The organism is Pseudomonas sp. OE 28.3 (assembly GCF_014268205.2).
GTDB classification, from domain to species: domain Bacteria; phylum Pseudomonadota; class Gammaproteobacteria; order Pseudomonadales; family Pseudomonadaceae; genus Aquipseudomonas; species Aquipseudomonas edaphica.
In genome coordinates, this window is the sequence record NZ_CP077082.1 from 45,819 (window position 1) to 62,678 (window position 16,860).

The following is a 16,860-nucleotide window of genomic DNA, read 5'->3' on the forward strand; positions in this document are numbered from 1 at the left end:
TGTCGCCTGCTACATAGCTTTCGCAGGCAAACCAGCTCTCACACTTAACTGCGTTCCAACTGTAGAACGCGGTCGAATGTGGGAGCGGGTTGCCCTGATCTGGATGGTCTGATCCTGAATCGCATCATAATGCCAGTTAATTACTCCTCGCCTTTTGAGCGGCGAAGGCGAAAGTGACATACCTACCCAACGAAATCATGGCACTCTAACAACTTACAAATATAAAGTAACATCTGATACGGAACTGTCCCGCCCAACTAATCCACATAGAGCATGTCGGTAAGTTTTCTTACCATTAAAACTCTGGATTCTGCCTATGTCTATTTCATCCACCGTTAGCAACTTTATAACTAACAACCCAATAAGCGCCTACCCTTCACCTACAGCTACCGAACCCTCTGTAAACATCAACGGCAGTCTTACACCTCGCAGAGACCAATATGGGACCGTACTGGTTGTAACGACGCCTGACCCAGGCGCACCACAAAACGTCAATGGCCGCACTTATCACCCCGCCTCCGAAGTAAGAATTTATACGGGACATGCGGATGATAAAATCGATATAAAAGTTATTAATGATCGCGTCGTCGCCATTATCAATGGGCAAGCCGTCAAGCTGGACATCGACGCCTCTAACCCCGAGGGCAATCAAGGCAAACTGTTCATAGACAGCGGCGGTGGCGATGACAGTGTAAAGATAGCCCCTGACGTCAAGACCAGTGTAACCATTCACACTGGCCCAGGCAAAGACACCGTGAGCACGGGAGGCGGCTACGCTCAAGTATATCTGGGCGACGGCAATGATACCGGTGAACTAGCCTATGGCGGCGGAGAATTATACGGTGAAAACGGCGATGATACCTTGGCAGGAGGTACAGGCAGTAACTTCATTAATGGTGGCGCGGGAAAAAACACTATAAGGGGTGGTACACCCAGCGATTCATCTCGAACGGCGATCTCCGCCGAAGGTACAAGCGACACTATTATTGGCCGCTCTGACAACACGTATATCCAGACCAAGGCCCAATTCACCTCTATAAAACTTTACCGGCAATTTGATACCGAAGTCGACATTCATGAAAGTGCCGGAAATACCGAAACCAACGAATATAAGAGCCGGCAACATGTGACCGATGGAGACATACGGTTTTCAGGCAGATTCGACCCAGCCAAAGACCGTCGTATACGTGTAAACCAACAGGACTGACGGTCAACTTATACTGGCTCTCCTCGGGGTTTCTGTGCCCCGAGGGCTCCAAAAAGCTAACCAGCTGTTTTTTTACGCGGCTTCAAATACTTGGTCAGCCCCTGAAACCAGATCACCAACGCCGGGTTGCCCTTGATCTGGATCGACTTGTCCTGAATCCCCGTCATGAACGCCAGTTGCTTGTTCTTCGCCTGCATCGTGGCGAAGCCGTAGGCGGCATCTTTAAAGGCGATAGCAAAGGCTGGCGCCGGGTGAACACCTGAGCGGCTGGTGATGCGCTGGTCTTTGACGATGAAGTGACGGGCAACCTTGCCGTCGAGGGTCTGCAACTGGAACGCCAGGTCTTTATCACCCAGCTGTTGCTGAAAGGCAGGATTGGTGCGGCTGGCTTTGCCCATCATCAGGCCCAGCACCCACAGCAGAAGACGAAATTTCATGCACACAGCCTCAGTGTATTTATTAAGTGGCCGCAGCAGTGTAACGATTTACCGGCAGAACGCCACCGATCTCGCGCTTTAGCAGGAGATCGGCAGGCGTTTAACGCTTATAGAAACATGTTGCTTAAACGTTAGGGCACGGCACTGGCGCCCAGTCGGCCAGGTTCGGATCGCGGCAGGTGCCTTCGATCTGCGCCTTGCCAGCGCTGGCGACCTGCTTGCTTTCAGCCTGCTTGGTTTGCACGGTCTGAATACTCTTCTCGGTGGTCACCGCTTCTTTCGGCACGGTTGGCAGCACCGGTTTTTTGGCGACTTTGGCAGGCGTCTTGCCTTTCTTCGCCGGCACCACCTGCGGCGTCGTGTCGGCCTGGGCCACGGTCACTACGTCAGCACGCTGCACACCCACTTGTTTCAGGTCTTGCTCGTAAGCCTGGGTGTAGTTGTTCAAGTCTTCGCTGGCCTTGCCGTTCACTGCAACGATCAGGTCATTGGACTCTTTCAAGCCAGCCACGATTTCCGCCAGGCGCTTGCGGCCTTCGGTGTCGTTGACGGTCTTGGCCTTGCGGTCGGCCACCAGCTTGGTGAATGCGCTCTGATAGCACTGCTGGGACGCCTTGGCGTAGGCCGTGCTGCGGTCGATGTCGGACGCGCTTTTATTGAAGTCGGTGGAGTAGGACGCGATGCGCTGGTTGTCATCGGTGATCTGCTTCTGACGCTCGGTGTAGTAACCCGCTGCGCCACCCGCCAGGGCGCCGCCCGCTGCACCGATGGCGGCATTACGGCCACGCTTGTCGGAGTCGCCGGTCAGCGCGCCCAGCAATGCACCGCCGGCTGCGCCAAGCGCCGCACCGGTGACGACCGACTTGGTCATGTTCGAATCGGTTGCACGCAAGTGCTGCACCGGCTCGTAGCAGTTGGGGTAGTACTCGACCTTGGTGCTCGACGCGACCTTGGAAGCCGGCGACGTGGCGCAACCTGTCAACACGGTGCTGAAACCAGCTGCGATCAGCAGCAGGTGACGCTTGGAAACCGCCTTACGGGAAAAAAGCATAGGTGTGTTCTCTTTTAAGTTTGACTTGCCCAGCACGGCCCACCGCCGCCTGAGTCCTTTCCAAGCTCGCCATACAACCAGCGGTCAAGACCGCTGACCGCTCGCTGCGAGCAATTCCTTCAAGATCGTTGCCGGGTCGGCCCGCTGTTGCTTGCGGTAGTTGCCGACATGGCGAACGAACAGTGTCGCGCGCGTCACCAGGCTCTTGCCGAGCACTGGCTTGCGATCCAACTCTTCCTTGATTCGTTGAAACTGGGCCTGGATCACCGCATCGGTGTAGCGCGTGCCGGTGGCCAGGTTGTCGATGTAAATCGCCACCGCGCCGTCGAGGGCGCTGCGGCCATTGGTGATGGCCATGTCGAACAGCTGCGCGCTGGCCTCATCCTTATTGTCTTTGGCCTCTTGGCGGCTCTTCTGCAAGTTGGCCAGGCGGATGTTGTAATTGCTGATGGTCTCGGCCACCAACGCGGCCGACTGGATCAGGTTGCCCGCGGCCTCTTCGCGCTGCTGGGCGATCAATGAAACGTTGCGTTTGAGCTCTTCGTTGACCAGGCCGAGTTCGGCTTGCAGCTTGGGGTCGACACTGGCCGCAATGATGCTGTCCAGGCGCTTGGTCGGGTCCTGGGCGTCATCGATGGCGTCAGTCAGCGACGCCAGGCGGCCTTCTTTCTGCCACTGGGCGAACAGCTCCTTGTAGCGCGAGCGCGGCGCCGACAACGCACCGATCGCTACGCGAAAACCGGTGGTTTCGTTGCTTTGTTCGGTGCCGTCAGCGGCGAATAACGGGTACTCACGGCGCATGCCGGTAAACAGCGTGCCCTCGCCTTCCAGGTAGTTGCCGCCCTTGACCACAAAGCCCCCGTAGGTGCCCTGGCGGCGCCCGGCATGCACCAGCTGGAACGATTCCTGGACCATTTCCGCTGCGTTGCCGATCACGTCAAACAGGCCGATCGGGTTGGGCAATTTGGTGCCGATGGGCATCAAGCGCGCAGCCTGACCGGTGCCGCCGGCAACCTGGTTGAACACCGCGTAATCACCCAGCGGGCCGTCGCTCTCGCTGCCGTCGACGCGGCGCGGGAACAGTCGCCCTTCCAGTTCCTGACGGCTAACCGCCTGGCCACCGCGTGCGGCGTATTCCCATTCCACTTCGGTGGGCAGGCGCAAAAAACCCAGGCCGCCGTCGTCGGCCGAAGAGCCGCGGCCGCTCACCGGCAGCAGCTCACGGTGGTATTTCATCAGCCAGGCGCTGTACACCGCCGAGAAACGTTCAGCTTCGAAACGCGATAGTTTTACCTTGGGCAAACGCGCGGCCATGCCGGTCGGCGCATCACAGGCTGGAGCTGGTTCGCCGCTGGCCAGCGACTGCGCCTGGGACATCACCTGCGCATACTGGCGGGCAGTCACTTCGTACTTGCCGATGAAATACAGCATCGGCTTGAGCGGAGTTTTGGCGTCGGTTTTCGGCATCAACGGCGCGATGACTTTGTTCCAGTCCTTGGGCAGATCCTTGAGCGTGAACTGGCCGTTGATAAAGTCGCGGCGGTAGCCGGAAATAAACGATTGCTGATAACCCGCCTCGCCTTCGGCAAAGGGGTAACCGAGGCTGATCTCGCGGTCATCCAGCGTGCCTTGGGCCAGCACGTAGGCGTAGCGGAACACCATGTTGCCTTCGCAGGGCAGCGGCAGGCTCACATCATCCGGCAACGGCTTGGGGTTATCCAGTTTGTCACTCGCTTCATCGGCCCAGGCCAACGAGGCCAGGCTCAGCGCCACACAGGCGCCCAGTAACTTATACATCTCTGATTCCTTCAGAAGCCTGGATCCGCGCCACTCGCCAACCGCCACAGGCCGCCGCCACGGCGCTGACGCCGAGGATTGCAACCAGGGCCAGGACGTAGTGACGCGCCAGCAGGTGACTGGCATATTCGCCCGCCCCTTGCACAAATAGTTTATTCAAAGCAGCCTCGGCCAGGCCATACAGCCCGGCGCTTAGCACGGCGGCAAACCCTGCGCTGTAGAGCGCCTGCAACACCACAAACAACAACAGTGCGCCGGTGGAAAACCCCAACAGGCGCAACACCGACAATTCCCGCCGCTTGCGCGCGACAGCCGCCAGCGCCCCGGCGAAGATCGCTGCAAACGCCCCGACCAAGGCCAGCCCGGCAATAATCCAGAACACCAACGACAGGTTGCGGCTCAACGACTGCACCTGGGCGATGGTCTGTGCCTGGGTCGACACCAACAGATTCTGCCCGGCGAAATACACCCGCAGCGGCTCCACATCAGTAAGGTTGCGTGCGTAAAGACGAAACGCCGGGTACACACGCTGCTCGTTCAACCCGACCTCATCCCCGTCCCAGCCCAACACCGGCACGGCACGGCCATCGCGGTAATCTTCCGCCGCTTCCAGCAAGCCCAAATCAGCAAACAAGCCGTCACGGGCGAAGGCTTCCAACGGCAACACCGCCAGCACCTGCAGGCGCGCGTTGCGGGCTTCGACACGCCCCGCCACTTGCCGCGCAAAGCGGGTTTCCAGCCAATCCCCAGGCCGCGCCGCAAGCTTTTCGGCTGCGGTGTGGCTCAGCACGATCTGGTCCAGGCCCTTGGGCATTGGCAAACCACTGAGCAACGGGTCACCCGCCGCCGTCGGCAGCATTTCCAACGCCAGCGTGCCCACCTGCGCGGTCGCCGCAATTTGTCGGGTACGCGGCACGGCAAAGGCCACATCGCTGCGCCGACCTAGCTGCTGGATAAATTCGCTGCTGAATCGACCACCGCCCAATGGGATAATTTCACGGGTGGCCGGATCGGTCTCCAAGCGTTCGGTCAAACTGCCAACCAGTCCAAATTTCAGGCCGAATAACACCAGCAGCGGCGCGATCACTGCCACCAGCGCCAGCACCGAACAGGCCGACAGCCAGGCGTCATTGCGGTAATCCTGCCAGGCCAGCGAGGCCACCAAGCCGATGCGCATCAGCACACCTCCCCGAGCGTGGCCGTGACGCCGCCATCAGGGTCGCGGCGGCAACCGATGCGCCGTACCTGCAAGCCGCTGGCGCGGGCCAGGGGTTCGTCATGGGTGGCGATCACGCAGGCGGCACGGTGTTCGCGGGCCTGGGCCAGCAACGCCTGCATCACGCGCTCGGCATTCAGTGGGTCCAGCGACGCGGTCGGCTCATCCGCGAGCACCAATTGCGGCGCATGGGCCAGGGCACGGGCGCAACTCACGCGCTGGCGTTGGCCCACCGACAGGTCCGCCGGTTTCTTCGCCAACTGGTCACTAATCTCCAGCTGCTCAGCCAGGCGCGCCACGCTGCCGTCATCCTTCAAACCCAGCAATTGCCGCGACAAGGCGATATTGCCGCGCACATCGAGAAAACCCAGCAGGCCGCCGGTTTGCAGCACGTAACCCAAGTGCTGGCTGCGCAGCGCAGCCAGGGTAGATTGCTGATCGGCACGCCATAGCCCGCCGATATCGGTGTTGTCGAATTCAAACCGGCCCGCCTGATCCGGCGCCAACACCAGCGCGAGCAAATCCAGCAAAGTGCTTTTGCCGCAGCCACTGGGCCCGATAATCGCCAACTGCTCACCGGCACGCAGCTGCAAGGCCGGAATCACCAGGCTGTAACGCTGGTTTCCCGTGCCCCGGCTTTTGTGCACCGCGCTCAAGTTCAGCATTACGGCAGCGTCGACAACGGTACGCGGTACAACGCATCGCCCGGCTCGGCATCGCCGAAACGGACCCAGTTGGCCACATCATTGTGAAAGGTTTCGTAGAGGCGGATTTTCGAATCCAGCTCGTCGATAAAGTCTTCCTGCTCGGCCACACTCAGCGACAACCACAAGTCCTGGGTCATGTTCAGCGACTTGCTGCGGTACGGCAGGCCTTCCAGGTATTCACCGAGCAGGCCACCATCAGCCAGGTTGCCGCCCTTGCGCAGGGCCTGCGGGTCACGGCTCATATAGGCTGAAGCGCTGGCAATTTCCTGGAAGAAATCCTTGGGCGAGGTCTGGGTTTTACGCGCGGCATCCACGATCAGTTTCAGCGATTGCTGCAGGTCGTTTAGCTGCAATTTTGTGAGCATCACGCACACCTGGAACGCCGGCAGCGCCGGATTGGTCAGGTCACGATCGGCGGTCCAGGCGCTGACCAGTTGCGGCGCCTGGCTGGCGGTTTTACGGCCGAGGAAGTCCATGTGCATGGCGTAGCCGACTGCTGCGGATTTATCCGCCAGGCTCGGCGCGCTACTCAGCAGCGGCACCGGTTGCGGTGTGTCGCTGCGGACCTGGTGCACCAGGTTGGCGAACACTGTGCCAATCTCATCAACCCGCTCGCCCAGCTTGTGTACATCACCCCCGGGCACCGGCGTGTAAAGGTCGCCGATCTGCGGGTTGGCGTCTGCGGTCAGCACGCGGTACTGGGTTTCGGCACCGGCGTGGGTTTTCTTGCCGGCATCGGTACGCAGGTGCAGGGCGTAAATCTTGATCTGCTTGCCGAGTGCTGCCTGGCGCACTTCGGCTTCGTTCATCTGGGTGGCGGTGAACGGGTCGTTCTTGCGCAGCGCGCCGGCATCGGTGACCAGCAAAATGATGCGCCCGCCGTAGCCAGACCAATCCATGCCATCGACCGCCTGCATCACCCCGGCAAACGCGTCCTCATTGAATGAGTGGCTGGACACCGTGGACGCTTTGACCTGGCGCGCCATATCGAGGAAGCGCTGCGGGTCGCGGCCCTGATCAAGGCTGATGAGCGTCTTGGCGACGTATTCCAAACCAGGGGTTTTCTTGATGCTGTTGCGAAAGCCCACCAGCCCGAAGCTCACGCTATCAAGCTCACCGCGCTCGGCAATGCGAGTTTGCAACTCATGCACCACATCGCGAACCTGGTCGATGTAAGGCTGCATCGAAACCGTCGTGTCGACCACCAACACCACGGCCGTGCGGAAAGCGTCTGCGGCGATTGCTTTGGTGGCCGGCTTGGCCGCCGCGCTGCCCGGGTCGATGGACGCCACATTGAGCAACTGCACCGGCTGGCCGTTTTCGTCGAAGCTCTCTTTGGAATCAAAAATCGGCAGCAGGTAAAACTGGTTTTGCGGCACAGCACTGGCTGTCGGCTCAAGCGCCAGCACCTGTTGATTGTCTTCGCGGTTCTTCTGCGCCTTGGCCAACACGTTTTTGGCGGCGGCGGGATCAGCCAACAGCTTTTCCACCTGCGCCGATTGGCGCAGGAACATCACCGGCGCCCGGCCCGAGCGCTCGGTAAACTTAAGCACCAGGCTTTGCTTCCAGTCGCTGACTTGAGCGGCGGGCAACCAACCATCGCTGCGCCCATCGGTTGCGGCGCCGACACGCACCCACGGGCTGCCGTCGATGTCTTTGCGCTGGTAAACATAGAGCACCGAAAACGCCGGCAGGGCTTCGTCTGCGGCACCACCGGCATCATGGGACAGCTTGGCGCCCGGCTTGCTGAGCACGCGCTGGAACAAGGTCTTTTTACCGGCCATCAGCAACGGCCGCTGGCCGCCATCCGCCTCGGCCACCACCGGCTTTACCTCCGGCGGTGGCGTGGTCTTGGGCACCACGGCGACAGGCGGTTTGGCAGGTTCATCGCTGCCGCTCAGCCACCAGTAACTGGCGCCACCAATGGCCAGTGCAACCGCCACAGCGACAGCGGCCAGGGCCAGCACCGGGCCACGGCGCTGCTCGGACACGGCGCGGTGTTGCGTGGGAGTTACCACCGGTTGACGCACCGGTTGCGGCTGGGGTTTGTCGGTCGGAATCTCGATGGACACTGGCGTCATTCCGGCCAAGTCAAAACTCAGCGGAATCGGTAACGGCCGCACCAGCGTGGCTTCCGGCGAATCCGCGGGCAGTTGGTCGAGCGCGCGCAGCAACGCCGCCGCATCCGGAAAACGCTCGGCCGGGTCTTTGGCCAGCAGCTTGCGCAGCACCTCCTGATAACGCCCGTGGTGCACCGGCAGTTCCGGCAGCGGCTCGGTCAGATGCGCCAGCGCAGTGGACAGCGCATCGGTGCCGCTGTACGGCAGCTTGCCGACGAGAATTTCGTAGAGCACCACGCCCAACGCATACAGGTCGGCGCGGCCATCAATTTCCTGGCCACGCGCCTGCTCCGGGCTCATATAGCTCGGCGTGCCCACGGCAAAACCGGCTTGGGTGAACTGGGTGCGATCGTCCAGGGACTTGGCGATGCCGAAGTCTGACAGCACGGCGGTACCGTCAGCGCGAAACAGAATGTTCGCTGGTTTGACGTCGCGGTGTACCAAACCCTGTGCATGCGCATAGCCCAACGCCGAAGCGATCTGGCGAATCAGCGTCACGCCCTGCTCCGGCGTCAGGCCGGCGGCGATACGCTCCTTTAGCGTGCCGTTGGGCAGGTATTCCATGGCCATGTAGTACAGCTCACCGACATTGCCGATGTCATGGATGGTCACCGTGTGCGGATGCGACAGGCGCGCCAGCGTCTTGCCCTCGCGCAGGAAGCGCTCGCAGAAGCTCGGGTCGGCCGCCAGCGCCGCCGCCATCACCTTCAAGGCCACCTTGCGCTCCAGCGAGCGCTGGGTCGCCAGGTACACGCTGGCCATGGCGCCTTCGCCGATCTCGCCTTCGATGTCGTAGCCAGGGATCACAATGTTCATGGCGAGACCTTCACGACAATGGCAGTGATATTATCCGGCGCGCCACGGTTGAGCCCCAGGTGCACCAGGCTGCGCACGATTTCGTCCGGCGCGTCGTGGCTCAGCACTTCACGTATTTCATGGTCTTCGACGGTCTTGTTCAGGCCATCGCTGCACAGCAGGTAGCTGTCGCCGGGGGAAATCAGCAGGTCAGTCACCGCCACGTCCAACTGCGCCTCCACGCCCACGGCGCGGGTGACGATATTGGCGCGAGGATGCACGCGCGCGTCGGCTTCGCTGAGCAGGCCGCTGTCTTGCAGGTCCTGCACGTAGCTGTGATCGCGGGAAATGCTGTCCAACTGCCCTTCGCGCAGGCGGTACAGGCGACTGTCGCCGGCCCATAAACACACGCCACGTAGGCCACGTGCGGCGAGCACCACCACGGTGCTGCCCATCATGCTCACGCCACGGTTGGCGGTTTCTTCACGCACCGTGGCGTTGATGCGGATCAGGTCATTGCGCAAGGCCGCCGAGTATTCATCGAGAGAGCGCCCCACCGGCACGTTGCGCAGACTGTCGACGATCAAGCTGCTGACGTAATCGCCGGCCGCATGCCCGCCCATGCCATCGGCTACCACCCACAGGCGGTTTTCCGGCAGGTCCAGGCACGCGTCTTCATTGACCTGGCGCACCATGCCCACATGGCTTTTGCTCGCGGATTTAAACGTCGCCCCCATCTACACCACACCTTCTTGTCCGAGCAAAAACTGCGCAAAATCGCCGGCAGCCGGCAAACCCTGGCACCGCAATAAACCTGGGGAAATACGTTGTGAGCCACGGCCCCACCACAGGCTGGCACCCTCACAAGCCTGCTCGGCCAGTGCGGTCATGCGGCTGTGGGGCACGGTGGCGGCGACCCGCTGCAGGCCCGCGAAGCGACTGTCTACCGCGCGCGGTTCACTGGCCGGGATGCCCAGGCTGTCAACGCCATCGTTAAAGCCTTCAAACGTAGCGCCAGTATCCAGGGTGCTGAGCAACAGCTCTTCAGCCTGCTCAAACCACGTATCCGGGCCACCCACCAATGACGCCGGGTTAGTGTCGTGATCAAGCAACGCCACCACGGCCAACGGGAAATAGCGCCCGACCCGATCAATACTTGGCATCACCACGCCTGCCGCCGCGTCCGGCCCGCATACGCCCGGCGCCAGCACAAAACGCCACAACGGGCTGACCAGATAGACGTTTAGCCAATCGCCACCCAGGCTGCTCTGGCTGGCGAGCAAACCTGCGGCCAGCCAGCTGTCCCACGGGCCGATAAAACTCTGGGGCAAGGCGCGGCTGACAAAGTCACCGCGGCTGGCCAACTTGCCGTAGAAGCCCAGCGTGTTCATAGCCGCTCCGGCAGGCTGAAGCCACTGAGTACGCGGCTCTTGAACGGGTTGAAGGCGCTGTTGGCGCGCAACTCGTAGGCGATGCTCGCGCCATCAACCCGCAAACGCAGGTTGAAGCGGTCCGGCGAATTGCCGGCGCTCAGGTCCGATTGCTCCAGCAGACGGAACCATGCCCATGGGCCGTCCAGGGTCACGCCGGAACGGCCACTGGCCGACGGCGGCGTGATCGAAATACGCACCACGCCGATACTGCCGGGGTTCGGCCATTGCATCGCTACCGGCCGGCTTGGGCCGTGGTCGTAGCTCAGTTGCTGGCCGTCGAGGTCGAGCAAGAACTGAGTGATGGTCGGGTCCATCGACACCGGCTTGAGCTCGAAACGCACGATCGGCTGGGTGCCCCCCGATCTAAAGAACGCGTCACGAATAGCCGCCGCACGCTGGAAGGTTTGCAGCACGCCCGGCGCGATCCCAAGCTTCTGCGCCGCGCCCGGCTGCCAGCGCCAGGTCTGTGCGGACGTATCCACGTAAGGCTGCAGGTATTTGCGGAAATAGTTATCCATCACCCCGCCCACGCCGAAGAACTGGCCGAAGTCATCGAGCGTGGCGTCCCGCGCGCTGCCCGGCGACATCGGATAACGCCCCGCCAGAGACTGGCGATACACGTTGACCACTTCACTCACCCACGCCGCATTCAGCTGGTTACGCACCCCGCCCATCATGCTGTTGGTGGTGGAGTTGACCACCGACTTGACCATGCCCTGCACCAGCGGCGGCTGGCGCTCGGCATTCAAGCTGACCCGCGTGGCCGCAGCGGCCGCCTGGTTCTTGGCCTCGCCAAGCAAGGCGTCGCCACTGGCGCCGACCATGGCGCTGACTTGCACATACAGCGCGTTCATGTCCGCCAACAGGCCGTCGATGGCCGCCGGTTCGCCTTCGTTTTTGCTGACGATGCTATTGAGTTCGGCAAAGTGCGCGGTCACCGGATCGTCCGCCGCTTGCGGTGCATTAGCGCTTGGTTGCTCCTGGCCGAGCAGGCTGCCGAGGCGTTCCTTGAGCTTGTCGACGCCGCCTTCCACCGGCACGCCTTTGGCGGCCAATTGGCGTTCTTCAGCTTGCAGATCGGTCTCTTTGGCCACGGCTACCAGCAGCTTTTTAAGCGGCGAAGTGGGGCCGGAAATCACCCGCAGCACATCGGCCGCCTGGGCCACGCTGGTGATCGGCACAAAGTCGATGTCCGCGAGCAAGGCGTCCCATTGGCGCTGGTAGTCCTGGAAGTACAGGCGGCGCACGTCGGCGGCCAGGCTCACCACGTTCTGCTGATCGGCTTGCTCACGGCCCAACACCCATTGTTCTTCCGCGAGCGTGCCAGTCTGGTTCAGGCTGCTGAGCAGGAACGCCTGGCGATAGCCTTTGGCAGTGAAGAACCCACTCAACGGTTCGCCCAATGGCTTGCCGCTTTTACGGCTGAACACCAACGCAGCATCGCGGCCGGCGGCTTCGTTGAGGCGAAAGTCGGGGATGCCCTCGGGCAGCTTCTGGCGCTTGACCCGGTCGTACACGCGTTGCGCCACCGGCAGCTGTTGCAGTTGGCGACGCAGGTCATCGATCAGGCGTGGGTCCAGCCGCGCATTCGGCGGGTGACGGTCGAACAGCGCCTGCAAGTGCCCGGTCAACGCCTGGCGCTGATCGGCCGGCAGGTCACGCGGCAGGTTGCGGTCCCAATCCAGGGCGACCCAGGCCTTGATGAAGTCCGGGTCGTAGTGCTCGTTATCGGCGAGCATCAGGTAGGCCTTGAGGCCCTCGTAGAGGAAGTCGGAATTGCCGCCGCCATGCAGTTGCTCTTCGATGCGCGTCACTAGTCGCGGCGCGAACACGGCGATCAAGAGCTTGCGATAGACACTGGCGGATTCGGCTTCAAGCATATCGCCCTGATACAGGCCCAGGCCTTCGGACCAGCTCGGCGAATCGCCCGCGAGGTTCTTCACCGCGTTGAGCAGCGGCAACACTGCCAGCACTTCACGCTGCGCCGGGCTGAGGTTTTGTACGGTCTGGCCCAGCGGCGCAACCTTCTGGTCAACCTGGGCGATATACGCCTGGTTGGCACGATAACTCACCCACCAGAGGCCACTGACCACCACCACAAGGGCGATGGTAGCGGCCAGCACACCGCGTGCAATCCACTTGCGGCGGCGCTCGACTTTCGGGTTCACGCCCACCAACCCACGCTCGGCAAACGCCACGGCGGTGAACAACTTTTCGATGAAATAACTGCGCCCGGTGCCGCTCTGTCGTGCCAGGTGCTGGCGGTCCAGATTCATGCTCTGGGCCATGGCGCCGATCAAGCGATCAATCGGGCTGCCTTCCTGAGTGCCGCTGGTGAAATAGACTCCGCGCAGCAACACGCGCTCTTCGAAGGCGTTGGGTTTGAACACGCCTTCGAGGAAACTTTGCAGGCAATCTTTCAACGCGCCGAACTGCTGCGGGAAGCCGTAGATCAGGTCACGCCGCGCCGGGTCACGCTCCTGTTGCAGGCGCTCCACCAGCCGTTCATTCAGGCGCTGCTCAAGACCCGCAAACTCGCTTTGCAGATGGGCCAGCGGGCTGTCGCTGTTTTTGCCGTCGTCCAGGGCGAAGGTCATGCCCCACACCTGGGCGCGGTCTTCCTTGCTCAGGTTGTCGAAGAACTCCATGAAACCCGGCACCAGGTCGAGCTTGGTCAGCATCAGGTAGATCGGGAAACGCACGCCCAATTGGGTGTACAGCTCCTGGATCCGCAGGCGAATCGCCGCCGCATGGGCGGCGCGTTCGGCCTCCGTACCGAGCAGCAGATCCGAGAGGCTGATGGCGATAAACGCGCCATCAATGGGCCGACGTGAACGCTGCTTTTTCAACAGATCGAGAAAGCCCAGCCACGCGGCTTTATCCACTGTGGAGTTGCTGTCCTGGGTGGTGTAGCGGCCAGCGGTATCGAGCAAAACGGCCTGGTCGGTAAACCACCAATCACAATTGCGCGTACCGCCAACGCCGCGCACAGCACCGGCGCCCAACTGCGCAGCGAGTGGAAAGTGCAGGCCGGAATTGACCAGCGCGGTGGTCTTGCCCGAACCCGGCGGCCCGATGATCACGTACCACGGCAGCTCATAGAGATTGCGGCGCTCATCACCGCCGAGCTTGGCCTTTTTCAGCAATGCCAGGGCTTCGTCCATGCGCTGGCGCAAGGTCGACAACTCTTCGGCCGTGGCGACACTGTTGGGGTCGGCCGGGGTTTCGGCGGCGAGGCTGCGCATCACTTCGGCGGCCTGGCGGCGCGCCTGGATAATGCGCACTACGCGGTAGGCGATCCACAGCGCAAACACCAAGATAATCAACACCCAGCGCCGCCCTTCCGGCACCAGCACATCGAGCAACGGCCCCACAAACCAGATGATCAGGCTCAGGGCAATCAGGCCCAGCACGGGGATCACCCAGCGAATCATGAAACTGAAAAACGCCTTCACTCGACGCCCTCCGCCAATACGGTGATTTCAACCCGACGATTGCGGGCACGGCCTTCGGCGGTGGCGTTGGTCGCCACCGGCTCGGTGTCGCTGCGGCCTTCAGCGCTGAAGCGATCCGCCTGGCCGGTCTTGGCCGCCAGGATGTCCAGCACCGACTTGGCCCGCGCTTCGGACAATGCCCAGTTGGACGGGAAGCGCAGCGTGGCAATCGGGCGGTTATCGCTGTGCCCGGTCACGCGGACCTGGCCCTTGACCTTGCGGATGGCGTCAGCGATGCGCAGCATCAGTGGCTCGAAGTCATCGCGGATGCTGGAGCTGGCAGACGCGAACAGTTCATCGCCGCGAATCGTCACCACGGAGCGGTCGACCTTGTCTTCCACCGCCACGCGGCCCGCCTTGATGTCTTCCACGAGAAAGCCGGCCAGACGCGGCCGCTCAATGACTTTGGGCTGCGCCACCGGGCGGTCGATGGCCTGCACCGGAATCTCGCCCAGGGCATGGATATTCTTGAATACCGGCTCCGCATCCGACGCCAGTTTCATGCGCAAGCCAAACAGCAACGCCAGCAGCAGCGCCAGGCCGATGGCCACAGCGATCCACGGCGGCATGAATTGCGCGAGGCGATCACGTGCCACCGTCACGCCGCGCCAATGCGGCGAGAGTTCGCGTTCGTGCTCACCACGCGCACTGCGAATCGCTGCGGCGGTGCGTTCACGCAAGGCTTCCAGCTGGCTGCGACCGTCATTCATCACGCGGTAGCGGCCTTCAAAACCCAGGCACATGCACAGGTACAGCAGCTCCAGCAGGTACAGGCGCTCACGCGGGCTTTGCAGGCAATGGTCGAGCAACTGGAAGACTTTTTCGCCGCCCCAGGCTTCGTTGTGCACGGTGATCAACAAGCTCTGCTTGCCCCAGTCACTGGCACTGCCCCACGGCGTGCTGAGCACGGCTTCATCGAGCGCCGTACACAGCGCGTAACGCGCCAGCAGCACTTCGTTGCGCGCCACACCGGCGGCTTCGGCGCGCTCTTCGAACTGGCGCAGGTAGGCCAGCAACTGCGCACGCAAACTGGCCGGCGCCGGATGGGCGATGGTGTTGCGCAGGCGCGTCAACAGCGCCAACAGCGGCCCGGCGGCGCTTTCCAACGGGTTCAGGCCCTGGCTTTTGCCGGTGAGGATCGGCGCGGCCGGCATCGACAAAGGCGCCGGTTCGGCACGTGCAGGTTCCGGTGCACGACCACCTGGGCGAGGCATGAACTGGGTGCGGTCATCATCATTGGGATGCATCGCCAATTATCCTCGGATCGCCCAGAAGGCCAGGTTCAAGCCCGGGAACTGCCCGGCGATATGGAAGGCAAACCCGCCGGAGTTGTTCAGTTGCTGCCAGTGCTCGCTGCCACGGTCCAGCTCGTAATAGGTGCTGCCTGCGTGGTACGGGATCTGGCGTGGCGCAACCGGCAACGGCAGCAGGCCGATACCTGGCAATTGCAGGTTGACCATGTCGCGGATGTGCTCCACCGAGCCGACTTTGCTCTGCTGGCCGAAGCGGGCGCGCAGGGTTTCGCCGGGCACGTCGGCGCGTACCACGAGGATGAAACTGGCGCTGTCGAGCAGGGTTTTGTCGGCGAGCATGGCCACGTGGATGCCATAGGCTTTTTCCACAATCGGGATCGGCGTGGCTTTGCTGTCGATCAGCATCGACAAGGCTTCACGCAACGCTGCCATCACCGGGGCGAAGCTCAGGGCCAGGTCATCATGTTGGTATTGCGGGTATTCCTGCGGGCGCCGGCCCGTGGTGGAAAACGTGGCGAACTCACCCGCCAGGCTCACCAGCTCGCTGAAAAACCGCTCAGGGTGCAGCGGGCTTAACTGGCTCAGATGCTGGATCAGCGGCTGCGCCCGGTTGACCAATTGCAGCAGCATGAAGTCGGCAATTTCCGAAGCACCACCCGCGCCCGAGGCGACCACGCGGCCCGCCAGGGCTTCGCCGCGCTGGTGCAACAGGCCGAGCAGTTCGCTGCGAAAGGCCGTCAGTGGTTTGCTCGCGGCCACGTCCAGCACCGGTGGGATGTAAGTATCGTCCAGCACCAGTGCACGGTCGGCACGCTTTTCCTTGATGCGCACCAGGCCGATGGCGGCGTAGTCACTGATGCCATCCTGCGCGGTCAACAGGCGCAGCGCTCGGGAACCCACAGCCACTGGCGCGCGGTTTTCAAACGGCGCGTTATCGTCGCGCACTTCGCGCACCTGGCTGACGTACCGTGCCGCTTCCAGCGCTTCGCCTTCATCCACCGTGTCTCGCGCACCGGCGCGCTTGAGCGGCAAGGCCAGGTACACCAGGCCGTCGCGCAGGTTGTCGTCGATATTCAGCGGGCTCGGCGCCAGATCATCCTGGGGAATATTGAACGGCGTGCCGTCGGGCAACAGGCCACGCGCCGACACGATCGCCAGCTTGCCCTGGGCCAGCAGGCCCTGATCAATAAGCAACTCGGAAAAGCCCCAGGCACCGGCGGACAACGGTCGGCTGCGCGCGTCGATGAGGTTTTCCAGGTAACGGTCATGCTGCTGGAAGTGCTGCGTTCCGATGAACATGCCTTCCGACCAGACCACGCGATTGTTCCAGGACATGGGGGCTCCGAGGGT

12 protein-coding genes are annotated in these 16,860 nt (G+C 62.1%); 1 reads left to right on the forward strand and 11 read right to left on the reverse strand.

Annotated features, from left to right (window positions below; all coding sequences use genetic code 11):
* Window positions 1-316 precede the first annotated feature (316 nt).
* Window positions 317-1,207: a hypothetical protein gene (locus HU759_RS00235; RefSeq protein WP_170036701.1), complete on the forward strand. Its 891-nt coding sequence runs from the start codon at window positions 317-319 to the stop codon at window positions 1,205-1,207.
* A 56-nt stretch (window positions 1,208-1,263) separates the two neighbouring features.
* Here the strand turns inward: HU759_RS00235 and HU759_RS00240 are convergent, their stop codons facing one another.
* From HU759_RS00240 to tssK, 11 genes are all read right to left on the reverse strand, one after another.
* Entirely contained in the window at window positions 1,264-1,644 is a 381-nt protein-coding gene (locus tag HU759_RS00240; protein WP_017135837.1) for a hypothetical protein, read from the reverse strand.
* Between the two features lie 124 nt (window positions 1,645-1,768).
* On the reverse strand, window positions 1,769-2,695 hold the full coding sequence (gene tagQ / locus HU759_RS00245) for a type VI secretion system-associated lipoprotein TagQ (RefSeq protein WP_017135836.1): 927 nt from the start codon (window positions 2,693-2,695) through the stop codon (window positions 1,769-1,771).
* Between the two features lie 84 nt (window positions 2,696-2,779).
* Complete coding sequence (locus HU759_RS00250) at window positions 2,780-4,492, reverse strand: SUMF1/EgtB/PvdO family nonheme iron enzyme (protein ID WP_186617257.1); 1,713 nt, start codon at window positions 4,490-4,492, stop codon at window positions 2,780-2,782.
* On the reverse strand, window positions 4,485-5,669 hold the full coding sequence (locus tag HU759_RS00255) for an ABC transporter permease (protein ID WP_017135834.1): 1,185 nt from the start codon (window positions 5,667-5,669) through the stop codon (window positions 4,485-4,487). Before HU759_RS00255 ends, HU759_RS00250 begins: the two co-directional genes overlap by 8 nt.
* Window positions 5,669-6,373 carry an ABC transporter ATP-binding protein gene (locus HU759_RS00260; protein WP_017135833.1) on the reverse strand — a complete coding sequence of 235 codons (705 nt, stop codon included), beginning with the start codon at window positions 6,371-6,373 and terminating at the stop codon, window positions 5,669-5,671. Before HU759_RS00260 ends, HU759_RS00255 begins: the two co-directional genes overlap by 1 nt.
* Window positions 6,373-9,351 carry a serine/threonine-protein kinase gene (locus HU759_RS00265; protein WP_170036689.1) on the reverse strand — a complete coding sequence of 993 codons (2,979 nt, stop codon included), beginning with the start codon at window positions 9,349-9,351 and terminating at the stop codon, window positions 6,373-6,375. The genes HU759_RS00260 and HU759_RS00265 overlap by 1 nt, the downstream gene beginning before the upstream one ends.
* Entirely contained in the window at window positions 9,348-10,067 is a 720-nt protein-coding gene (locus HU759_RS00270) for a protein phosphatase 2C domain-containing protein (RefSeq protein ID WP_170036687.1), read from the reverse strand. Before HU759_RS00270 ends, HU759_RS00265 begins: the two co-directional genes overlap by 4 nt.
* A complete protein-coding gene (gene tagF, locus HU759_RS00275; protein WP_017135830.1) occupies window positions 10,068-10,721 on the reverse strand; it encodes a type VI secretion system-associated protein TagF in 654 nt (217 codons plus the stop codon).
* On the reverse strand, window positions 10,718-14,218 hold the full coding sequence (gene tssM, locus HU759_RS00280; RefSeq protein WP_138450367.1) for a type VI secretion system membrane subunit TssM: 3,501 nt from the start codon (window positions 14,216-14,218) through the stop codon (window positions 10,718-10,720). Before tssM ends, tagF begins: the two co-directional genes overlap by 4 nt.
* Window positions 14,215-15,504 carry a DotU family type VI secretion system protein gene (locus HU759_RS00285; RefSeq protein WP_017135828.1) on the reverse strand — a complete coding sequence of 430 codons (1,290 nt, stop codon included), beginning with the start codon at window positions 15,502-15,504 and terminating at the stop codon, window positions 14,215-14,217. Before HU759_RS00285 ends, tssM begins: the two co-directional genes overlap by 4 nt.
* A gap of 6 nt (window positions 15,505-15,510) precedes the next feature.
* A complete protein-coding gene (gene tssK, locus HU759_RS00290) occupies window positions 15,511-16,845 on the reverse strand; it encodes a type VI secretion system baseplate subunit TssK (RefSeq protein WP_138450366.1) in 1,335 nt (444 codons plus the stop codon).
* Window positions 16,846-16,860: the final 15 nt, after the last annotated feature.